The 17229-nt window shown below is 72.7% G+C and carries 15 protein-coding genes and 1 rRNA gene; 8 read left to right on the forward strand and 8 right to left on the reverse strand.

Annotated elements, in window-relative coordinates:
* Window positions 1-16 precede the first annotated feature (16 nt).
* Window positions 17-133, forward strand: a 5S ribosomal RNA gene (gene rrf, locus ACERUJ_RS09120).
* 379 nt (window positions 134-512) lie between these two features.
* On the forward strand, window positions 513-1217 hold the full coding sequence (locus ACERUJ_RS09125) for a tetratricopeptide repeat protein (protein WP_370248205.1): 705 nt from the start codon (window positions 513-515) through the stop codon (window positions 1215-1217).
* On the opposite strand, the gene ACERUJ_RS09130 is transcribed toward ACERUJ_RS09125, so the two are convergent.
* Window positions 1208-1822, reverse strand: a complete 615-nt coding sequence (locus ACERUJ_RS09130) for a hypothetical protein (RefSeq protein WP_370248206.1) — start codon at window positions 1820-1822, stop codon at window positions 1208-1210. The two genes, ACERUJ_RS09125 and ACERUJ_RS09130, sit on opposite strands and share 10 nt — an antisense overlap.
* Before the next feature lie 190 nt (window positions 1823-2012).
* On the opposite strand from ACERUJ_RS09130, the gene ACERUJ_RS09135 reads away from it, so the two are divergent.
* A complete protein-coding gene (locus ACERUJ_RS09135) occupies window positions 2013-2801 on the forward strand; it encodes an alpha/beta fold hydrolase (RefSeq protein WP_370248207.1) in 789 nt (262 codons plus the stop codon).
* A 196-nt stretch (window positions 2802-2997) separates the two neighbouring features.
* The gene (locus ACERUJ_RS09140) at window positions 2998-3507 is read left to right on the forward strand and encodes a DUF3145 domain-containing protein (protein ID WP_370248208.1); all 510 of its coding nucleotides are present in this window, start codon (window positions 2998-3000) and stop codon (window positions 3505-3507) included.
* Window positions 3508-3598: 91 nt separating this feature from the next.
* On the opposite strand, the gene ACERUJ_RS09145 is transcribed toward ACERUJ_RS09140, so the two are convergent.
* From ACERUJ_RS09145 to ACERUJ_RS09170, 6 genes are all read right to left on the reverse strand, one after another.
* The gene (locus ACERUJ_RS09145) at window positions 3599-5032 is read right to left on the reverse strand and encodes an acyl-CoA carboxylase subunit beta (RefSeq protein ID WP_370248209.1); all 1434 of its coding nucleotides are present in this window, start codon (window positions 5030-5032) and stop codon (window positions 3599-3601) included.
* A 1-nt stretch (window position 5033) separates the two neighbouring features.
* Window positions 5034-6266 (reverse strand): beta-ketoacyl synthase, encoded by a 1233-nt coding sequence (locus ACERUJ_RS09150; RefSeq protein ID WP_370248210.1) that lies wholly within the window; start codon window positions 6264-6266, stop codon window positions 5034-5036.
* 103 nt (window positions 6267-6369) lie between these two features.
* The gene (locus tag ACERUJ_RS09155; protein ID WP_370248211.1) at window positions 6370-6615 is read right to left on the reverse strand and encodes an acyl carrier protein; all 246 of its coding nucleotides are present in this window, start codon (window positions 6613-6615) and stop codon (window positions 6370-6372) included.
* A gap of 73 nt (window positions 6616-6688) precedes the next feature.
* On the reverse strand, window positions 6689-7699 hold the full coding sequence (locus ACERUJ_RS09160) for a beta-ketoacyl-ACP synthase III (protein ID WP_370248212.1): 1011 nt from the start codon (window positions 7697-7699) through the stop codon (window positions 6689-6691).
* Window positions 7696-8895: an acyltransferase domain-containing protein gene (locus ACERUJ_RS09165; protein ID WP_370248213.1), complete on the reverse strand. Its 1200-nt coding sequence runs from the start codon at window positions 8893-8895 to the stop codon at window positions 7696-7698. The genes ACERUJ_RS09160 and ACERUJ_RS09165 overlap by 4 nt, the downstream gene beginning before the upstream one ends.
* A 141-nt stretch (window positions 8896-9036) precedes the next feature.
* Entirely contained in the window at window positions 9037-10215 is a 1179-nt protein-coding gene (locus ACERUJ_RS09170) for a PucR family transcriptional regulator (protein WP_370248214.1), read from the reverse strand.
* Window positions 10216-10340: 125 nt separating this feature from the next.
* Between ACERUJ_RS09170 and ACERUJ_RS09175 the strand changes: the two genes are divergently transcribed.
* Complete coding sequence (locus ACERUJ_RS09175) at window positions 10341-11366, forward strand: alpha/beta fold hydrolase (RefSeq protein WP_370248215.1); 1026 nt, start codon at window positions 10341-10343, stop codon at window positions 11364-11366.
* Window positions 11367-11447: 81 nt separating this feature from the next.
* On the opposite strand, the gene aceE is transcribed toward ACERUJ_RS09175, so the two are convergent.
* Window positions 11448-14273: a pyruvate dehydrogenase (acetyl-transferring), homodimeric type gene (gene aceE, locus ACERUJ_RS09180; RefSeq protein WP_370248216.1), complete on the reverse strand. Its 2826-nt coding sequence runs from the start codon at window positions 14271-14273 to the stop codon at window positions 11448-11450.
* Window positions 14274-14481: 208 nt separating this feature from the next.
* On the opposite strand from aceE, the gene ACERUJ_RS09185 reads away from it, so the two are divergent.
* The 3 genes from ACERUJ_RS09185 to ACERUJ_RS09195 all read left to right on the forward strand — a co-directional run bounded on the left by ACERUJ_RS09185 (window position 14482) and on the right by ACERUJ_RS09195 (window position 17136).
* A complete protein-coding gene (locus ACERUJ_RS09185; RefSeq protein WP_370248217.1) occupies window positions 14482-14940 on the forward strand; it encodes a DUF3052 domain-containing protein in 459 nt (152 codons plus the stop codon).
* 82 nt (window positions 14941-15022) lie between these two features.
* A complete protein-coding gene (locus ACERUJ_RS09190; protein ID WP_370248218.1) occupies window positions 15023-16654 on the forward strand; it encodes an AMP-binding protein in 1632 nt (543 codons plus the stop codon).
* A complete protein-coding gene (locus ACERUJ_RS09195; protein ID WP_370248219.1) occupies window positions 16651-17136 on the forward strand; it encodes a peroxiredoxin in 486 nt (161 codons plus the stop codon). Before ACERUJ_RS09190 ends, ACERUJ_RS09195 begins: the two co-directional genes overlap by 4 nt.
* The last annotated feature ends 93 nt before the right edge of the window (window positions 17137-17229 follow it).

Consider the following 17229-nt stretch of genomic DNA (forward strand, 5'->3'; position numbering starts at 1 on the left):
GTACGGGGTCTAGAGTTACGGCGGCCATAGCGGCAGGGAAACACCCGGTCCCATCCCGAACCCGGAAGTTAAGCCTGCCAGCGCCGATGGTACTGCAACCGAGAGGCTGTGGGAGAGTAGGACGCCGCCGGACAAACATTCCAGTAGAGGTCACCTCAGGGTGGCCTCTACTGTGTTTTCCACCTTCTTCAATAGCGACCCGACGACACGATCTGGAGATCGACGTGGCAGATCAGCGAGGCCGACGCAGCGACGACGGCCGTTCCCGGAGCGGCGAGCGCTCCAGCAAGTCCTCCGGCGGCACCCGTTCCGCGGGTGGCGCTCGCTCGGGTCGCGGTGGAAGCGCAGGTGGCGCCGCCGGCAAGCGCGACGAGCGTCGTGGAGGCGACCAGCGCGATGAGCGTCGCGGAAGTGGCGAGCGTCGCGGGCCGGCCAAGGCGGGCGACAGTCGCTCGAACCGCTCCAAGCCCGCGGGGGGCGAGCGTCGTCCTCGCACCGAGGGCGAGCGCACGGTGGCGCAGGCGGTCTACGACGGTCCGCCGCTGCCGGAGGAGATCACGGGGCGTGAGCTCAGCAACGACGTCTGGGCGCAGCTGAAGGGTCTCCCGGAGAAGCTGGCCACGCGCGTGGCGCGGCACCTGGCGGCAGCCGGCGCGCTCGTCGACGACGAGCCCGAGGTGGCCTACCAGCACACGCTGGCGGCCAAGGCGCGTGCGCCGCGCCTGGCCGTCGTCCGCGAGGCCGTGGGCGAGACGGCCTATGCGGCCGGGCACTACGCCGAGGCGCTCTCGGAGCTGCGGGCGGCGAAGCGGATCAACGGTGCCACCGCCTACCTGCCGATCATGGCCGACTGCCATCGCGCGCTGGGCAACCCCACGCGTGCGCTCGAGCTGGCCAAGAGCCCGTCGGTCGCCCGCTTCCCAGTGGAGGCGAAGGCCGAGATGACCATCGTCGAAGCCGGTGCGCGGCGCGACATGGGGCAGCTGGACGCGGCACTGCGCACCCTCGAGGTCGCTCCGCTCAACCACAAGGGTCGGGACCCCTGGGTGGTCCGTTTGCGCTACGCCTACGCCGACACGCTCGAGCAGGCGGGCCGGCTGACCGACGCCCTGGCGTGGTTCCACAAGACCAACGCGATCGACGGCGAGGAGTTCACCGACGCCGCCGATCGTGCCGAGGCGCTCGAGAAGCGGATCGACCGCGGCGATCAGCCCTGAGGGGCGGTGGCGCCGCCGTCGCCGCTGATCGTGACGATGGCGCGCTGGTAGCCCGCTGAGGACGTACCGCCGCGCAGGTCCTCACGGAAGCTGATCTGCAGGCGCGACACGATGGCGATCACGCCCTCGGTGGCGCGCACGCGCAGTACGACCGAGTCGCCGGACACCATCCGCTCACCCTCGGGGTCGACGAGGTCGGCGCAGAACTCGTCGGGCTTGGTCGTGACGCCGACCGTGCCGCGGCGGCACAGCAGCGGCACGATGTCGAGACGGCCGCTCGCCTTGGCGTCGACCTTGACCCCGCGGATGCGGATCGTGCGGTCGAAGTCGCGGCCTGCTGCGAACATGCCGATGTAGAGGTCCTGCCCCGCGGCTCCCTGCGCGGTGACGGTGCGGGCGCTGGTCGGCAGCGGCGTGGGTGTCTTGATGTAGAGCGTCAGCAGGGCGAGGAGGCCCGCCAGCACGACCGCGACGATGCCGCGCTGCTGCCACGTGGTGGGGCGCCAGCGGACGGCCGGCAGTCGCGGCTGGTCGAAGCGCACCTCGAGACCGCGCGCGTTGTTCGACGACGCGCTCCGGGGGCGTCGACCGCTGCGCGTGACCATGGACAAACCCTAGGACACCCGGCGTCCGGGGTCCGCACCTGCGACACTCCTCGACATGATTTCGAGAACACGTTCTTGGGGGCGCTCCGAGATCGAGCGGCCCACGCTCGAGGGCAGTGTCGCTGTGCGTGATGGTCGTCGACTCAGCTTCGCCGAGTACGGCCCCGCCTCGGGCAGGCCGGTCGTGTGGATGCACGGTACTCCGGGGGGGCGGCGCCAGATCCCGCTGGATGCTCGCCGGTACGCCGCTGCCGCCGGGGTGCGCATCATCGGGGTCGATCGTCCGGGCATCGGATCCTCCACCCCGCACCTGTATCGCGACATCGTCGAGTGGGTCGCGGACCTCTCCCTCCTGCTCGACGCGCTGGCGATCGAGACGACGAGTCTGATCGGGCTCTCCGGCGGTGGGCCGTACGTGCTCGCGGCCGGTGCGGCACTACCGGAGCGGGTGCGCTCGGTGGGTGTGCTCGGGGGAGTCGCCCCCACCCGCGGGCAGGACGCGGTGGCCGGCGGACCGATCCAGCTCGCGGTGCTCGCCGCGCCCGTGCTCGCCGCCTCGCGAGTCCCGCTCGGGGCGGCGCTGACCACCGGCATCCGACTGGTCAAGCCTCTGGCCGGTCCGGCGCTCGATCTCTACGCGGCCGTCCAGCCGCCGGGCGACCAGCGGCTCCTCGGGCGCCCGGAGTTCAAGGCGATGTTCCTCGACGACCTGCTGAACGCCAGCCGTTTCCAGACCTCTGCGCCCCTGGCGGACCTCATCCTCTTCACGAGGGACTGGGGGTTCTCGCTGGCCGACGTGGCCGTGCCGGTGCACTGGTGGCACGGCGACGACGACCACATCGTGCCGCTGCGCCACGGCGAGCACTGCGTCGCTCGCCTGCCCCACGCGAGCCTGCGGGTGATCGCCGGCGAGAGCCACCTCGGCGGCCTCGGCATCGCGCGCGAGGTGATCGACGCCGTCGTCCTCGGCCGGGGGTGACGCGCCACCGGCAGAGCGGTGACGACACGCGCGTCGCCCGCTGGAAACCGGGGGCCACATGCGCCACAATGGCAGCACAACCGCACAGTCGTCACTCTGGCCCGCTGACCACGGGTCCACGACGACCTCCGCACCGTAGCCCGCTGGGGAAGGCGCAGCTCGCGTCGGAGGTAGCAAGCCAGTCGAGGAGATCGTGGTGTCTGCAAGCACGAGTGCCACCCGGGGCGTGTTCTACGTCCACTCTGCGCCGTCCGCGCTGTGCCCGCACATCGAGTGGGCGGTGGGGGGCGTTCTCGGCGTTGCCGTGAACCCGCACTGGACCCCGCAGCCCGCCCAGCAGGGCACCTACCGCTGCGAGTTCTCCTGGACCGGGCGCGTCGGTGCCGCCGCCGAGATCGCGTCCGCGCTCAAGGGCTGGAACCACCTTCGCTTCGAGGTGACCGAGGAGCCGACAGCCGGCAGTGAGGGCGCGCGCTTCTCGTGCACCCCCGAGCTCGGGATCTTCCACGCCGTCACCGGCGTGCACGGCGACATCATGATCCCCGAGGACCGGCTCAAGGCCGCGGTCGTGCGCTCGGCGCTCGGCGAGGTGACGCTGCAGAACGAGATCGACAAGCTGCTCGGCAAGCCCTGGGACGACGAGCTCGAGACCTTCCGCCACGCCGGCGAGGGAGCACCGGTGCGCTGGCTGCACCAGGTCGTCTGAGCGGTACACGCTGACGCAGAACGCCCCCCTGTCCTCGCGGACCGGGGGGCGTTCTGCGTTCCGGGTGCCTCGGCTGGGACGCGCCCGTTGCTCAGAGCGGAATGTTGCCGTGCGCGCCGCGGCGCACGCCGCGGTGGTGCGCGTCGTCCACGAGGGCGCGGGCGAGTGCGGTGCGGGTGAGCTGCGGAGCGACGATCTCGTCGACCACGCCGATCTCGACCGCGCGCTCGACGCCGCCCGCGATGCGCTCGTGCTCGACGGCGAGCTCGGCCTCGACCTGCTCGCGCAGGTCGGGGGCGACCTCGGCGAGGCGACGCCGGTGCAGGATCCGCACGGCGGCGAGCGGCCCCATCACCGCGATCTCCGCACCCGGCCACGCCAGGACGCGCGTGGCGCCGAGCGAGCGGGAGTTCATGGCGATGTAGGCGCCGCCGTAGGCCTTGCGCGTGACGAGGGTGACCCGCGGCACCTCGGCCTCGGCGAAGGCGTGGAGCAGCTTCGCGCCGCGGCGCACGACGCCGTCCCACTCCTGACCGACGCCGGGCAGGTAGCCGGGCACGTCGACGACGACGACGAGCGGCACGCCGAAGGCGTCGCACATGCGCACGAAGCGGGCGGCCTTCTCCGCCGACGGTGAGTCCAGGCACCCGCCCAGGCGCAGCGGGTTGTTCGCCACCACGCCCACGGTGCGGCCGCCGAGGCGGCCGAGCCCGGTGACGATGTTGGGGGCCCAGCCGGCGTGCAGCTCGACGGCGCTGTCGTCGTCCAGGAGGGCGTGGACGAGCGGGTGGACGTCGTAGGCGCGTTTGCGCGAGGCGGGGAGCTCGGCGGCGAGGTCGCGGTCGGCCACCTCGTCGAGGTCCAGACGGCCCTGGTCGCCCAGGAGCGCGGCGAGCGCGCGGGCCCGGTCGAGGGCCTCCCGCTCGCTGTCGGTCACCACGTGGACGACGCCCGAGCGGCGCCCGTGCGGCTCCGGGCCGCCGAGGCGGAGCATGTCGACGGCCTCGCCGGTGACCGAGCGCACGACCTCGGGTCCGGTGACGAAGATGCGGCCCTCGGGGCCGAGGATCACGACGTCGGTGAGGGCCGGCCCGTAGGCGGCGCCGCCGGCGGCCGGGCCCAGCACGACCGAGATCTGGGGGATCACGCCGGAGGCGCGGGTCATCACCTCGAAGATGCGGCCGACGGCGTGCAGGGAGGCCACGCCCTCGGCCAGGCGCGCTCCACCGGAGTGCCACAGCCCGATGATCGGGATGCGGTCGGTGAGGGCACGGTGGTAGGCCTCGACGACGACGTCGCAGCCCTCGATGCCCATGGCGCCGCCCATGACGCCGGCATCGGAGCAGAACGCCACGACGCGAGCGCCCTGCACGGTGCCGGTGGCGGCCATCATGCCGCCGGCCTCCGTGCCCGACGGCAGCAGTCGCAGCGAACCGGGGTCGAGCAGGGCGGTGAGGCGGTTCACGGGGTGGCGCGGGTCGTCGGCGCGGTCGGCGACGATCGGCCGGTTCTCGGTGGCGGTCATCTCAGTCCACCGACCCGAACACGGTGGCGACGTTCGCACCGCCGAAGCCGAAGGAGTTGTTGATGGCCGCGATCTGACCGAGCGGCAGGTCGCGGGCCTTGGCGGCGACGTCGAGCTCGACGGCCGGGTCCTGCTCGTCGAGGTTGATCGTGGGGGGAGCGGTGCGGTGGTGGACGGCCAGCACCGTGGCCACGCCCTCGAGGGCCCCGGCTCCGCCGAGCAGGTGTCCGGTCATCGACTTGGTGGCCGACACGACGAGGTCGCCGGCGTGGGCGCCGAGCACCGCGTGGAGCATCAGGGACTCGGCCACGTCGCCCTGCGGCGTGGAGGTGGCGTGCGCGTTGACGTGGGCCACGTCGGCGGGGGCCACGCCGGCGTCCTGCACCGCGAGCCGGATGGCGCGCGCGCCGCCGCGGCCGGCCGGATCGGGTTGGGCGATGTCGTGGGCGTCGGCGGTGATGCCGGTGCCGAGCACCTCGGCGTAGATCCGCGCACCGCGGGCGAGGGCGTGGTCGAGGGACTCCAGCACGAGCGCCCCCGCTCCCTCGCCGAGCACGAAGCCGTCGCGCTGGGTGTCGAAGGGGCGGGAGACCTCGGCGGGATCGCGCTCGTTCTTCGACAGCGCCATCATGTTGGCGAACGCCGCGATCGGAAGAGGGTGGATGGCCGCCTCGGTGCCGCCGGCCACCGCGACGTCGACGCGACCGAGCCGGATCTGGTCGGTCGCGAGCGCGATGGCCTCGTTGCCCGACGCGCAGGCCGAGACCGGCGTGTTGACGGGACCGCGAGCACCCAGCCGCAGGCTGATGGTGGCCGCCGGAGCGTTGGCCATCAGCATCGGGACCGAGATCGGCGACACGCGCCGCGGCCCCTTGCTGAGCAGCGTCTCGTGGTTGCTGAGCAGGGTCTGCACGCCGCCGATGCCGGAGGCGAAGGCCACCCCGAGACGCTCCGGCTCGACGCCGTCGGCCCCGGCGTCGGCCCAGGCCTCGAGCGCCGCGACGAGCGCGAGCTGCGAGGAGCGGTCGAGCCGGCGGGCGACCACGCGGTCGAGGACGTCGGTGGGGTCGACGGCCGCGGGCGCGCCGATCGTGACGGGCAGGCCCTCGGCGAGGTCGCCGAGGGGGCGCACCCCCGATCGGCCCGCGAGGAGGGCCTCCCAGGTGCTGGGCACGTCACCCCCGAGCGGGTTGGTGGTGCCCACTCCGGTGACGACGACGCGGATGCGCGACATGGTGGGGATCTCCTTCGTCGGTGCTAGGCGGATGCTGCTGGGGAGGACGGGACCGCTCGGCCCCGACGGCGCCGGGCGCGAGGCGCCCGGCGCGGGGGAGGCCTCAGGCGGCGCGGTTGCGCTCGATGTAGGCGACGGCGTCGCCGACGGTGCGCAGGTTCTTGACCTCGCCGTCGGGGATGGTGACGCCGAAGCGCTCCTCGGCCTCGACCACGACCTCGACCATCGACAGCGAGTCGACGTCCAGGTCGTCGCTGAAGGACTTCTCGAGCTGCACGGTGTCGGCCGGGATGCCGGCGACCTCGTTGACGATCTCGGCGAGGGCGGTGCGGATCTCTTCGGTGCTCATGGCGGACTCCTTGTGTGATGCGGGTGGGGATGGGTGGGGGATGGGTGGATGAGCGGCGCGGGATGCGCCGCGGTCAGGGGACGACGACGACCTGGGCCGCGTAGGACAGGCCGGCGCCGAAGGCGATGAGGAGGGCGAGGTCGCCCGAGCGGGCCTCGCCGTCGGCGATCATGCGGTGCAGGGCGAGCGGCACGGACGCCGCGGAGGTGTTGCCGGCGTCCACGACGTCGCGGGCGATGCGCACCGACGCGGGGAGGCGCAGGGCTCGTGCCATCGCGTCGGTGATGCGGTTGTTGGCCTGGTGCGGCACGAAGCAGTCGAGATCGTCGACGCCGATGCCGGCGCGGTCGAGGGCCTGCTGGGCGACCTTGGCCATCGAGAACGACGCCCAGCGGAACACCTCGTTGCCCTTCATCGCCAGGTAGGGCATGGACGGCTCGGCCGAGGCGAGCACGTCGCGCCAGTCGAGGCGGCTGCGGATGTGGTCGTAGTGCTCGCCGTCGGAACCCCACACGACCGGTCCGACGCCGGGCGTGGTCGACGGCCCGACGACGACGGCGCCGGCGCCGTCGGCGAAGATGAAGGCGGTGCCGCGGTCGGTGGGATCGGTGATGTCGGAGAGCCGTTCGACGCCGATCACCAGCACGTGCCGGGCGCTGCCGCCCCGCACCATGTCGCTCGCCAGGGCCACGCCGTGGCAGAACCCCGCGCAGGCGGCCGAGACGTCGAAGGCGGCGGCCTGGTCGGTGCCGAGCTCGTGGGCGATCGCCGTGGCGGCCGACGGCGTCTGCAGGAGGTGGCTGACGGTCGCCACGACGACGCAGTCGACCTGCTGCGCCTCGATGCCGGCACGGCGCAAGGCCTCTGCGCCGGCGGCGACGCTCATCGAGACGACGGTCTCGTCGTCGGAGGCGAAGCGTCGCGTGCGGATGCCCGAGCGCTGCTGGATCCACTCGTCGCTCGACTCGATCGCATCGACCACCTCGGCGTTCGGCACCACGCGGCGGGGCCGGTAGGCGCCGACGCCGAGGATCGCGGCGAACGGGCTGCCCGCCTCGGGGACGGCGGTGAGGGCGCCGCTCATGCGGGGACGGCCTCGGGGTGCAGGCGCAGAAGCGGCTGGCCGGGGGAGACCGGGTCGCCGTCCTCGACGAGCCACTCGACGACATGGCCGCCGTGGGCCGCCTCGACGGGGATGCGATCGCGCAGGCTGGTGACGTCGCCGATCGTCACGCCGGGTGCGAGGAGGTCTCGCTCGAGGGCCTCCTCGGCGCGGTGGAAGACACCCTTCGCGGGCGAGACCACCATGCGCCAGGTGGGTGAGGTCTCGATCTGCGAGGCCTCTCCGTGCCGCTCGCAGAAGGCGCGGGCGTCGTCCAGCTGGTCGGGGGTGGCGAGGCTGAAGGTCTCGACGCTCACGCCGCGGTCGCGGAAGAAGCGCTTGGCGATGCCGGTGAGCGTGCCTGACGGAGGCATCTCGAGCAGGCCGGTGACGCCGAGGTCGAGCATCGTCTCCAGGCAGAGGTCCCAGCGCACGGGGCGGGCGATCTGGCCGACGATGCGGGCGAGCACCTCGCGGCCGTCGTGCAGGATGCGGCCGTCGGCGTTGGAGATGATCGGGGTGCGCGGGTCGTGCACCGACACCGATCGGGCGAGGGCGGCGACGTGATCGACCGCGGGCGCCATATGCGCGGTGTGGAAGGCGCCGGCCACCGACAGGGGGCGCAGCTTGGCGCGGGCGGGTGCGTCGTCGGCGAAGGCGGCGAGCTGCTCGAGGGTGCCGGCCGCGACGACCTGGCCGGGACCGTTGTCGTTGGCCGCGGTGAGACCGTGCCGCGCGATCGCCTCGAGCACCTCGGCACGGTCGCCGCCGAGCACCGCGGTCATGCCGGTGGGAGTGGCGGCGGAGGCGATGGCCATGGCGTTGCCGCGCTCGCGCACCAGCACCATCGCCTGCTCGGCGGTGATGACGCGCGCGCCGGCGGCGGCACCGATCTCGCCGACGCTGTGGCCGGTGACCGCGCCGATGCGGGCGAAGGCGTCACCGGGGTGGGGGAACAGCTCCAGTGCGGTCACGAGCCCCGCGCCCACCAGCAGCGGCTGGGCCACCCTGGTGTCGCGGATGGTCGACTCGTCGGCCTCGGTGCCGGCGTGCGCGAGGTCGATCCCGGCCACGGCGGAAAGCCAGTCGAGGCGGGCGGCGAAGGTGGCGTCGTCGAGCCAGGGACGGAGGAAGCCGGGGGTCTGGGCCCCCTGGCCGGGGGCGGCGATCACGAGCACGGCTTCAGCCTGCCGTGCCCCGGCGCCGCGGTGCGCCTGCGGCGTCCACGAAACTGGTGCGGGCCTCTTGTGGGAGTCCTACAAGACGCCGAGGACGGCGTGCGACGGCACCGCCGCGTGGACGACGCGGGTGCCAGGACCTCACGGGTGCTGCTGGCGCCCCAGGATGAGCGCGAGCTGCAGCGTCAGCGCGTCGCGCGGCTGCGACGGGGTGAGACCCGTGATCTCGGCGATCTGGCCGAGGCGGTAGCGCACGGTGTTGGCGTGGACGAACAGGCTCCGGGCCGTGGCCTCAATCGCGGCGCCGTGGGCGTAGTAGGCGACGAGGGTCTCGACGAGCTCGCCGCGGGCGGAGGCCAGCGGGGCGTGGATCTGCTCGACGGCCTCCGCGCGGGCGGCGTCGTCGCCACCGACGATGCGCTCGGGCAGGAGGTCGCCCGCCAGCACGGGCCGGGGCGCCGCGGGCCAGCCGGCGGCTGCGCGCAGCGAGGTCAGGGCGATCCGGGCGCAGCGATGGGCGGCACTCAGGTCGGCGGCGACCGGTCCGACGACGACGGGCCCCTCGCCGAACAGGTGGGCCACCGCCGCGGCGTCCTTCTCGGGGTCGAGCACGCCGCCCAGGATCACGACGAGCAGGGCGCCCTGCACCGCGCAGAGCGCATCGAGATCACGCCCCTGGGCGGCCTTGCGCACGGCGTCGAACACGCCGGTGTGTCCACCCGCCCGCTCGTCGGGGGCCGTGCCCACCACGACCGCGACCTCGCCGCGCGAGGCCCAGCCCACCGCGCTGGCGCGCGAGAGGACCGACTCGTCGGTCTCCTCGCGCAGCACGGCGTCGACCACGAGCGCCTCGAGTCGGGCGTCCCACCGTCCGCGCAGCTCGGCCGCGCGGGCGTACACCTCGGCGGTGGCGAAGGCGAGCTCGCGGCCGTAGCGGAGCACGGCGCCGTGGACCTCCCCGGCCGCGTCGGGGCCGAGGATCGTGTCGATGTTGCGCTCGACCTCGTCGATGGTGAGCTTGATGAGGTCGACCGTCTGGTGCAGGTCGATGACGCCGGCCATCGCCCGCGGTGCGGTGCCGAACACGCCGACGACCAGGTCGTCGTCCTCGGGATCGAGACCACCGCCACCGGCGAACCAGTCCACGAAACCGCGCACGCCCGCCTGGACGATGACACCCACCCAGGAACGCTCCTCGGCGCTGAGCTCGCGGAACCAGGGCCGCTCGGCCTCCATCCTCGCGGTCGCGGACGTGCTCAGCGCCCCCGTGGCGGCCCGCAGTCGCTCGGTGGCGGCGGCACGGCGCGACGGGGAGGACATGGATCCAGCCTAGGCCCGTATATCCGGGCCCGAAGCGGCGATCGCCTGTAACACGGGCGTGTTTGAATCGTTCACCGCTCGTGACGAGGCCCGTCCACGGGCGTGCGAGAAGCCGGAGGTGTGCGATGGACGAGGTCAGCGGTCGGGACACGACCACTCGCGACGAGACGTCCGACGACGTGCAGTACATCACCCTGCACGGCAAGCGCCGCGCCTTCGTGATGAAGGGCAGCGGGCCGGCGCTGGTGCTCCTGCACGGTCTCGCCTGCGACCACACCACGTGGGACCCCGTGATCGACCTGCTCGCCGAGCGCTACACCGTGATCGCGCCCGACCTGCTCGGCCACGGCCTCTCGGACAAGCCGCGCGCCGACTACACCGTGGGCGGCTACGCCAACGGCGTGCGCGACCTGCTCACGGTGCTCGGCATCGACAAGGCCACCGTGGTCGGTCACAGCTTCGGCGGCGGCGTGGCGATGCAGTTCGCCTACCAGTTCCCCGAGCGCACCCAGCGGGTGATGCTCGTCTCCACCGGCGGTCTCGGCCCGGAGGTCACGCCGTTCATCCGGCTCATCCAGGCCCCCGGGTGGTTCCAGTTGATGGGCCTGCTCACGCTGCCCGGTGTGCGCCAGGTCGAGACCTGGGCGCTGCGCACGGCCGCCGAGCTCGGCGCGGGTGCGCCCAGCGCAGCGGTGCGCGCCCACACCCGCGACCTCGCGGAGATCGCAGCCATCGTCGACTCCTGGGCCGACCGGCGCACCCGCTTCGCCATCCGCCACCTGGTGCGCGCTGTCATCGACTGGCGCGGGCAGATCGTCACGATGGCCGACCGCGCCTACCTCTCCGCGGCGATGCCGATGGCGGTGGTGTGGGGCGCCGACGACCAGGTGATCCCCGCCTCGCACGCCGAGAACGCGCGGGTGCTCGCCCACGACGTCCGCGTCGCGGTGCTCGAGGACGCCGGCCACTTCCCGCACAAGAACCACCCCGAGGAGTTCGTGCGCCTGCTCGACGAGTTCGTCAGCAGCACCGAGCCGGCCGTCTACAACCGGGCGCGCTTCCGTCGCCTGCTCAAGGCCGGGGGCGTGCCGCCGGCCGTGCCGCTCTCGACGGTGCCCGACGGCCCTGCGCCGCAGGCCGCGCCGGCCTGAGCCCTCCGCCACCCTCCCGCGACGCACGAGGGCGGTCCCGCGAACCTGCGGGACCGCCCTCGTGCGTTCGGCGCGACACCCTCAGGCGTCGCCGCCCTCCTGCTTCACGCCCGCCACCGCGGTGGGGTCCTCGATGCGGTAGCGATCGAGCGCCTCCTTGACGCGGGCGGGGTCGATCTCGCCCGCGTCGGCCAGCGCGGCCAGCGCCTGGACGACGACCGACTGGGCGTCGATCTGGAAGAAGCGTCGGGCCGCCGGGCGGGTGTCGGCGAAACCGAAGCCGTCGGCGCCGAGCACGCGGTAGTCGGCCGGCACCCAGGGGGAGATCTGCAGCGGCACGGCCGTCATGTAGTCCGAGACCGCGACAACCGGGGCGCTGCCCTCGCCGAGCGCCTCGGTGACGTAGGCGCTGCGGTGCGCCTCGCCGGGGTGCAGCAGGTTCCACTTGTCGGTGGCCACACCGTCGCGGGCGAGCTCGTTCCACGAGGTGACCGACCAGGTCTCGGCCTGCACGCCCCACTCCTCGGCCAGCAGGCGCTTGGCCTCGGTGATCCACGGGAAGCCGACGCCGCTGGCGAGCAGTCGGACCTGCGGCCCCTCGCCGGAGGCGTCGGTGACGCGGTAGATGCCCTTGAGCAGCCCGGCGACGTCGAGACCCTCGGGCTCGGCCGGCTGCGCGACGGGCTCGTTGTAGACGGTGAGGTAGAAGATGACGTCCTCGCCGGTGGGGTGCTTCTCGCTGCGGCCGTACATGCGCTCGAGGCCGGAGCGCATGATGTGCGCGACCTCGTAGCTGAACGCCGGGTCGTAGTGGACGACGGCCGGGTTGGTGGCTGCGAGCAGCGGCGAGGGGCCGTCGGCGTGCTGGAGGCCCTCGCCGGTGAGCGTGGTGCGACCCGCGGTGGCGCCGATGAGGAAGCCGCGCGCCATCTGGTCGGCCATCGCCCAGATGGAGTCGCCCGTGCGCTGGAAGCCGAACATCGAGTAGAAGATGTAGAACGGGATCATCGCCTCACCGTGCGTGGTGTGCGCCGATCCCGCGGCGATCGCCGACGCCATGGCGCCGGCCTCGGAGATGCCCTCGTGGAGCATCTGACCCTGCGGCGACATCTTGTACGACAGCAGCATGTTGCGGTCGACGGACTCGAAGTTCTGGCCGGCGGGGTCGTAGACCTTGGCCGAGGGGAACATCGAGTCCATGCCGAAGGTGCGGTACTCGTCGGGTGCGATCGGAACGATGCGCGGACCGATCGAGGGGTCCTTCATCCAGTCGCGCAGGAGGCGCACCGTGGCCATCGTGGTGGCGACCTGGTGGGTGCCGGCGCCCTTGCGCAGCTCGGCGTAGGCCTTGTCCCCCGGCAGCGTCAGCGGCGCCGAGCGGTCGACGCGGCGCGGCACGGAGCCGCCGAGCTGACGACGACGCTCGAGCATGTACTCGATCTCGGGGGAGTCGGCGCCGGGGTGGAAGAACGGCGCGGTGCCGGTGGACTCGTAGGCGGTCTCGAGGTCGCGGTCGCTGATCGGCAGGTAGAGCCGGTCGCGGAACTTCTTGAGGTCGTCCTTGGTGAGCTTCTTCATCTGGTGGGTGGCGTTCTTGCCCTCGAGGGCGTCGATCGTCCACCCCTTCACCGTGTGGGCGAGGATCACCGTGGGCTGGCCGACGTGGCGCGTTGCGGAGTGGAAGGCCGCGTAGACCTTGCGGTAGTCGTGCCCGCCGCGCGGCAGCTTCTCGATCTGCCGGTCGCTCATGTGCTCGACCATGCGGCGCAGGCGCGGGTCGGGGCCGAAGAAGAACTCCCGGTTGTAGGCGCCGCTCTCGACCGAGAAGGTCTGGAAGGCGCCGTCGGGGGTGGAGTTCATCTTGTTGACCAGGACGCCGTCGACGTCGCGCGCGAGCAGGGCGTCCCACTCGCGGCCCCAGACGACCTTGATGACGTTCCAGCCGGCGCCGCGGAAGTACGACTCCAGCTCCTGGATGATCTTGCCGTTGCCGGTGACCGGTCCGTCGAGCTGCTGCAGGTTGCAGTTGATGACCCAGGTGAGGTTGTCGAGCTCCTCGCGCGCGGCCACGCGGATGGCGCCCAGCGACTCGGGCTCGGCCATCTCGCCGTCGCCGAGGAACGCCCAGACGTGCTGCTGGGAGGTGTCCTTGATCCCGCGGTTGTGGAGGTAGCGGTTGAAGCGGGCCTGGTAGATCGAGTTGATGCCCGTCAGGCCCATCGACACCGTGGGGAACTCCCAGAAGTCCGGCATGAGGCGCGGGTGCGGGTACGACGGGAGGCCGGCGCCCGGACCGTGCTGGACCTCCTGGCGGAAGCGGAAGAGCTGCTCCTCGCTCAGGCGACCCTCGAGGTAGGCGCGGGCGTAGATGCCGGGGGAGGCGTGGCCCTGGATGAAGATCTGGTCGCCGCCGCCGGGGTGGTCCTTGCCGCGGAAGAAGTGGTTGAACCCGACCTCGTAGAGGCTGGCCGAGGACTGGTAGGTGGCGATGTGACCGCCGACCTCCAGGCCCTTGCGGTTGGCGCTGGACACCATCACCGCGGCGTTCCAGCGGATGAACGCGCGCACGCGGCGCTCGACGTCCTCGTCGCCGGGGAACCACGGCTCGCGCTCGGGCGGGATGGTGTTGATGTAGTCGGTGCTGCGCAGCGCCGGCACGCCGACCTGCGTCTCACGGGCGCGCTCGAGCAGCCGCAGCATCACGTAGCGCGCGCGCTCGCGGCCCCGCTCCTCCAGCAGGGCGTCGAAGGAGGCGATCCAGTCCTGGGTCTCCTCGGGATCGATGTCGGGCAGCTGCGTCGGGAGACCCTCGTGGATGACCGAGGGCGTGGACGGCGTCGACGTGCCGGCGCGGCCGGGGGTGGTGGCCGGGTCGGCGGTGACCGGGGTGGTGTTCTCTGCGCTCACCTCTCCATCGTGTCACCTCCGGGGTCGGGTTGGAACGATCCAAAGGCGCTACTGGACGGTAGTATCCGCGGGCCTGCCGGCACGGGCGGGCGCGGGTAGTTGCGGAACCTCCTCGCTCTCCGGTGGACTGTCGCCACGCACCGCGCCCCGCACGACGGGGTGGCGGACCCTGAGATCGGCCCGACCAGCAGTAACGAGGAGACGACACGTGAGCGCGACCGCGGGTGGCGGGACCACCCCCACCAGCCCGGCAGGCCCGTCCACCACCGGAGCCCAGGGGCCGGCCGAGCGACTCGGTCTGCGGCCCGGCATGGTGGTCCAGGAGCTCGGCTGGGACAACGACACCGACGACGAGCTGCGGATCGCGATCGAGGACTGCATCGACGCCGACATGGTCGACGGCGACTACGGCAACGTGGTCGACGCGGTGCTGCTGTGGTGGCGCGAGGGCGACGGCGACCTCGTGGACGGCCTCGTGGACTCCCTGACCGACCTCGTGGCCGGTGGCCCGATCTGGCTGCTCACCCCCAAGATCGGCCGGCCCGGCGTCGTCGACGCCTCCGACATCGCCGAGGCGGCGCCCATCGCCGGCCTCGCGCAGACGATCACCGCCAGCGTCAGCAAGGACTGGGCCGCCACGCGCCTGGTCACCCCCAAGGGCCCCTGACCTCGCGCTGAGTCGAAGGCCACGTCCGGATCGGGCTCCCGGATCGTGCCCCGGGTCGTCCCGGCGGGCTAGAGTCCCTGCCGTGCTGCAGCGACTCACGGCCGGCCTGTCCTCGACGAGCACCACGGTGAAGGTGCTCGGCGGCGCGGGCCTCATCCGCCCCTACACCCCGCTCACCCTCGCCCGGATGGGCCGCACGCTCAAGCAGTGGGGCACCGGGCCCGCGGGCGGCTTCGCCGCGCTCGCCCTGCGCGCCCCCACCGCCGTCGGTCTCATCGACGAGCGGGGGGCGCTGACCTTCGCCGACCTGCACCGTCGCTCCAATGCGCTCGCCCGTGCGCTGCGCGCCGCCGGGGTGGGCGAGGGCGACGCGGTGGCGATCATGTGCCGCAACCACCGCGGCTTCGTCGACGCCACGATCGCGACCAGCAAGCTCGGCGCCGACGCGCTCTACCTCAACACCGCGTTCTCCGGCCCGCAGCTGGTCGAGGTCGTCGGGCGTGACAAGCCCACCGCCCTGATCTACGACGAGGAGTTCGCCGGCCTGGTCGGGGACGCCGAGGTCGGGGTGAAGATCCTCGGCTGGACCGACGACGAGACCGCGGGTGGCGACGTGCCGCGCCTGGAGTCGCTCATCGCGACCCACGACACCGCCGACCTCGAGCCGCCGACGCGGCACGGCCGCACCGTCATCCTCACCTCCGGCACCACCGGCACCCCGAAGGGCGCCCCGCGCCGCGAGGCCGGCGTCGACGCCGCGGTCTCCCTGCTCTCGCGGATGCCGCTGCGCTACGGCTGGCACACCCACATCGCCGCGCCGCTGTTCCACACCTGGGGCTTCGCCCACCTCGCCCTCGCGATGCTGCTGGGGTCCACGGTGGTGCTGCGGCGTCGCTTCGACCCCGAGCAGTTCCTCGAGGTCGTGCAGCACCACCGCTGCGAGTCCGCGGTGGTGATCCCCGTGATGCTGCAGCGGATCATGGCGCTGCCCCCGCAGGTGCGCGACCGCTACGACCTCACCTCGCTGCAGGTGGTGGCCTCGTCCGGGTCGGCGATCCCCGGCGACCTCGCCACCCGCTGGATGGACCAGTTCGGCGACAACCTCTACTCCACCTACGGCTCCACCGAGGTCGCCTACGCCGCCATCGCGACGCCCGAGGACCTGCGGGCCAATCCGGCGACGGCCGGCCACCCGCCGTACGCCACCGTCGTGCGGATCCTCGACGACCGGGGCCGCGAGGTGCCGCAGGGCACGCCGGGCCGGATCTTCGTCGGCAACGGGCTGCTCTTCGAGGGCTACACCGGCGGCGGTCACAAGGAGGTCATCGACGGCCTGATGTCCTCGGGCGACGTGGGGCGCTTCGGCCCCGACGGCCGCCTGTACGTCGAGGGACGTGACGACGAGATGATCGTCTCCGGCGGCGAGAACGTCTTCCCCAAGGAGGTCGAGGACTGCCTGGCCCGCCACGACGCCGTGCTGGAGGTCGCCGCCATCGGGGTCGACGACGACGACTTCGGCACGCGCCTGCGCGCCTTCGTCGTGCTGTCCGCCGGTGCCGAGTGCACCGAGGACGAGCTCAAGGACTGGGTGAAGGCCAACCTGGCCCGCTACAAGGTGCCCCGGGAGATCCACTTCCTGCCCGAGCTGCCCCGCAACGCCACGGGCAAGGTGCTCAAGCGCGAGCTGGTCCAGCGCGACCGGCCCGAGGCATGAGCGGACTCGCGCTCGGCGGTCCTGCGCCCGACTTCACGCTGCGCGACCAGTTCGGGACCGAGGTGTCCCTCGCGGAGTACCGGGGGCGCAAGGCGGTCGCCCTGCTGTTCTACCCCTTCGCCTTCTCCGGCGTCTGCACGGGGGAGATGGCGGGCATCCGGGCGCGACTGGACGCCTTCCTGACCTTCGACACCGAGGTCCTCGGCATCTCCTGCGACCCGGTCTACGCGCTGCGGGCCTTCGCCGACGCCGACGGCCTCAACTTCCCGCTGCTCAGCGACTTCTGGCCGCACGGGGAGGTGTCGCGCGCCTACGACGTCTTCGACGACCGCCGCGGCGCCCCCCGACGCTCCTCCTACGTCATCGACAAGCAGGGCCTGGTGCGGTGGGCCGTGCACAACGCCCTGGCCGAGAGTCGTGATCTCGACGAGCACCTCGCGCGGTTGCGCGAGGCCGCCGACGGGCCCGACGGACTCGACTGAGGCACCCTCTGGTCCGGAATGACTAGGGATCGCGATTCGATCCTGGTCATTTGGGACTAATGCGGTCCGGACACCTTGTCCGCAGGGGCCGGG

It is taken from the genome of Nocardioides sp. (assembly GCF_964228225.1).
Classification (GTDB): Bacteria; Actinomycetota; Actinomycetes; order Propionibacteriales; family Nocardioidaceae; genus Nocardioides.

Coding starts and splice junctions, on each gene's coding strand:
- ACERUJ_RS09130 (WP_370248206.1), bottom strand. CDS start 1,822: ATGGTCACGCGCAGCGGTCGACGCCCCCGGAGCGCGTCGTCGAACAAC.
- ACERUJ_RS09135 (WP_370248207.1), top strand. CDS start 2,013: ATGCACGGTACTCCGGGGGGGCGGCGCCAGATCCCGCTGGATGCTCGC.
- ACERUJ_RS09145 (WP_370248209.1), bottom strand. CDS start 5,032: ATGACCGCCACCGAGAACCGGCCGATCGTCGCCGACCGCGCCGACGAC.
- ACERUJ_RS09150 (WP_370248210.1), bottom strand. CDS start 6,266: ATGTCGCGCATCCGCGTCGTCGTCACCGGAGTGGGCACCACCAACCCG.
- ACERUJ_RS09155 (WP_370248211.1), bottom strand. CDS start 6,615: ATGAGCACCGAAGAGATCCGCACCGCCCTCGCCGAGATCGTCAACGAG.
- ACERUJ_RS09160 (WP_370248212.1), bottom strand. CDS start 7,699: ATGAGCGGCGCCCTCACCGCCGTCCCCGAGGCGGGCAGCCCGTTCGCC.
- ACERUJ_RS09170 (WP_370248214.1), bottom strand. CDS start 10,215: ATGTCCTCCCCGTCGCGCCGTGCCGCCGCCACCGAGCGACTGCGGGCC.
- ACERUJ_RS09175 (WP_370248215.1), top strand. CDS start 10,341: ATGGACGAGGTCAGCGGTCGGGACACGACCACTCGCGACGAGACGTCC.
- ACERUJ_RS09195 (WP_370248219.1), top strand. CDS start 16,651: ATGAGCGGACTCGCGCTCGGCGGTCCTGCGCCCGACTTCACGCTGCGC.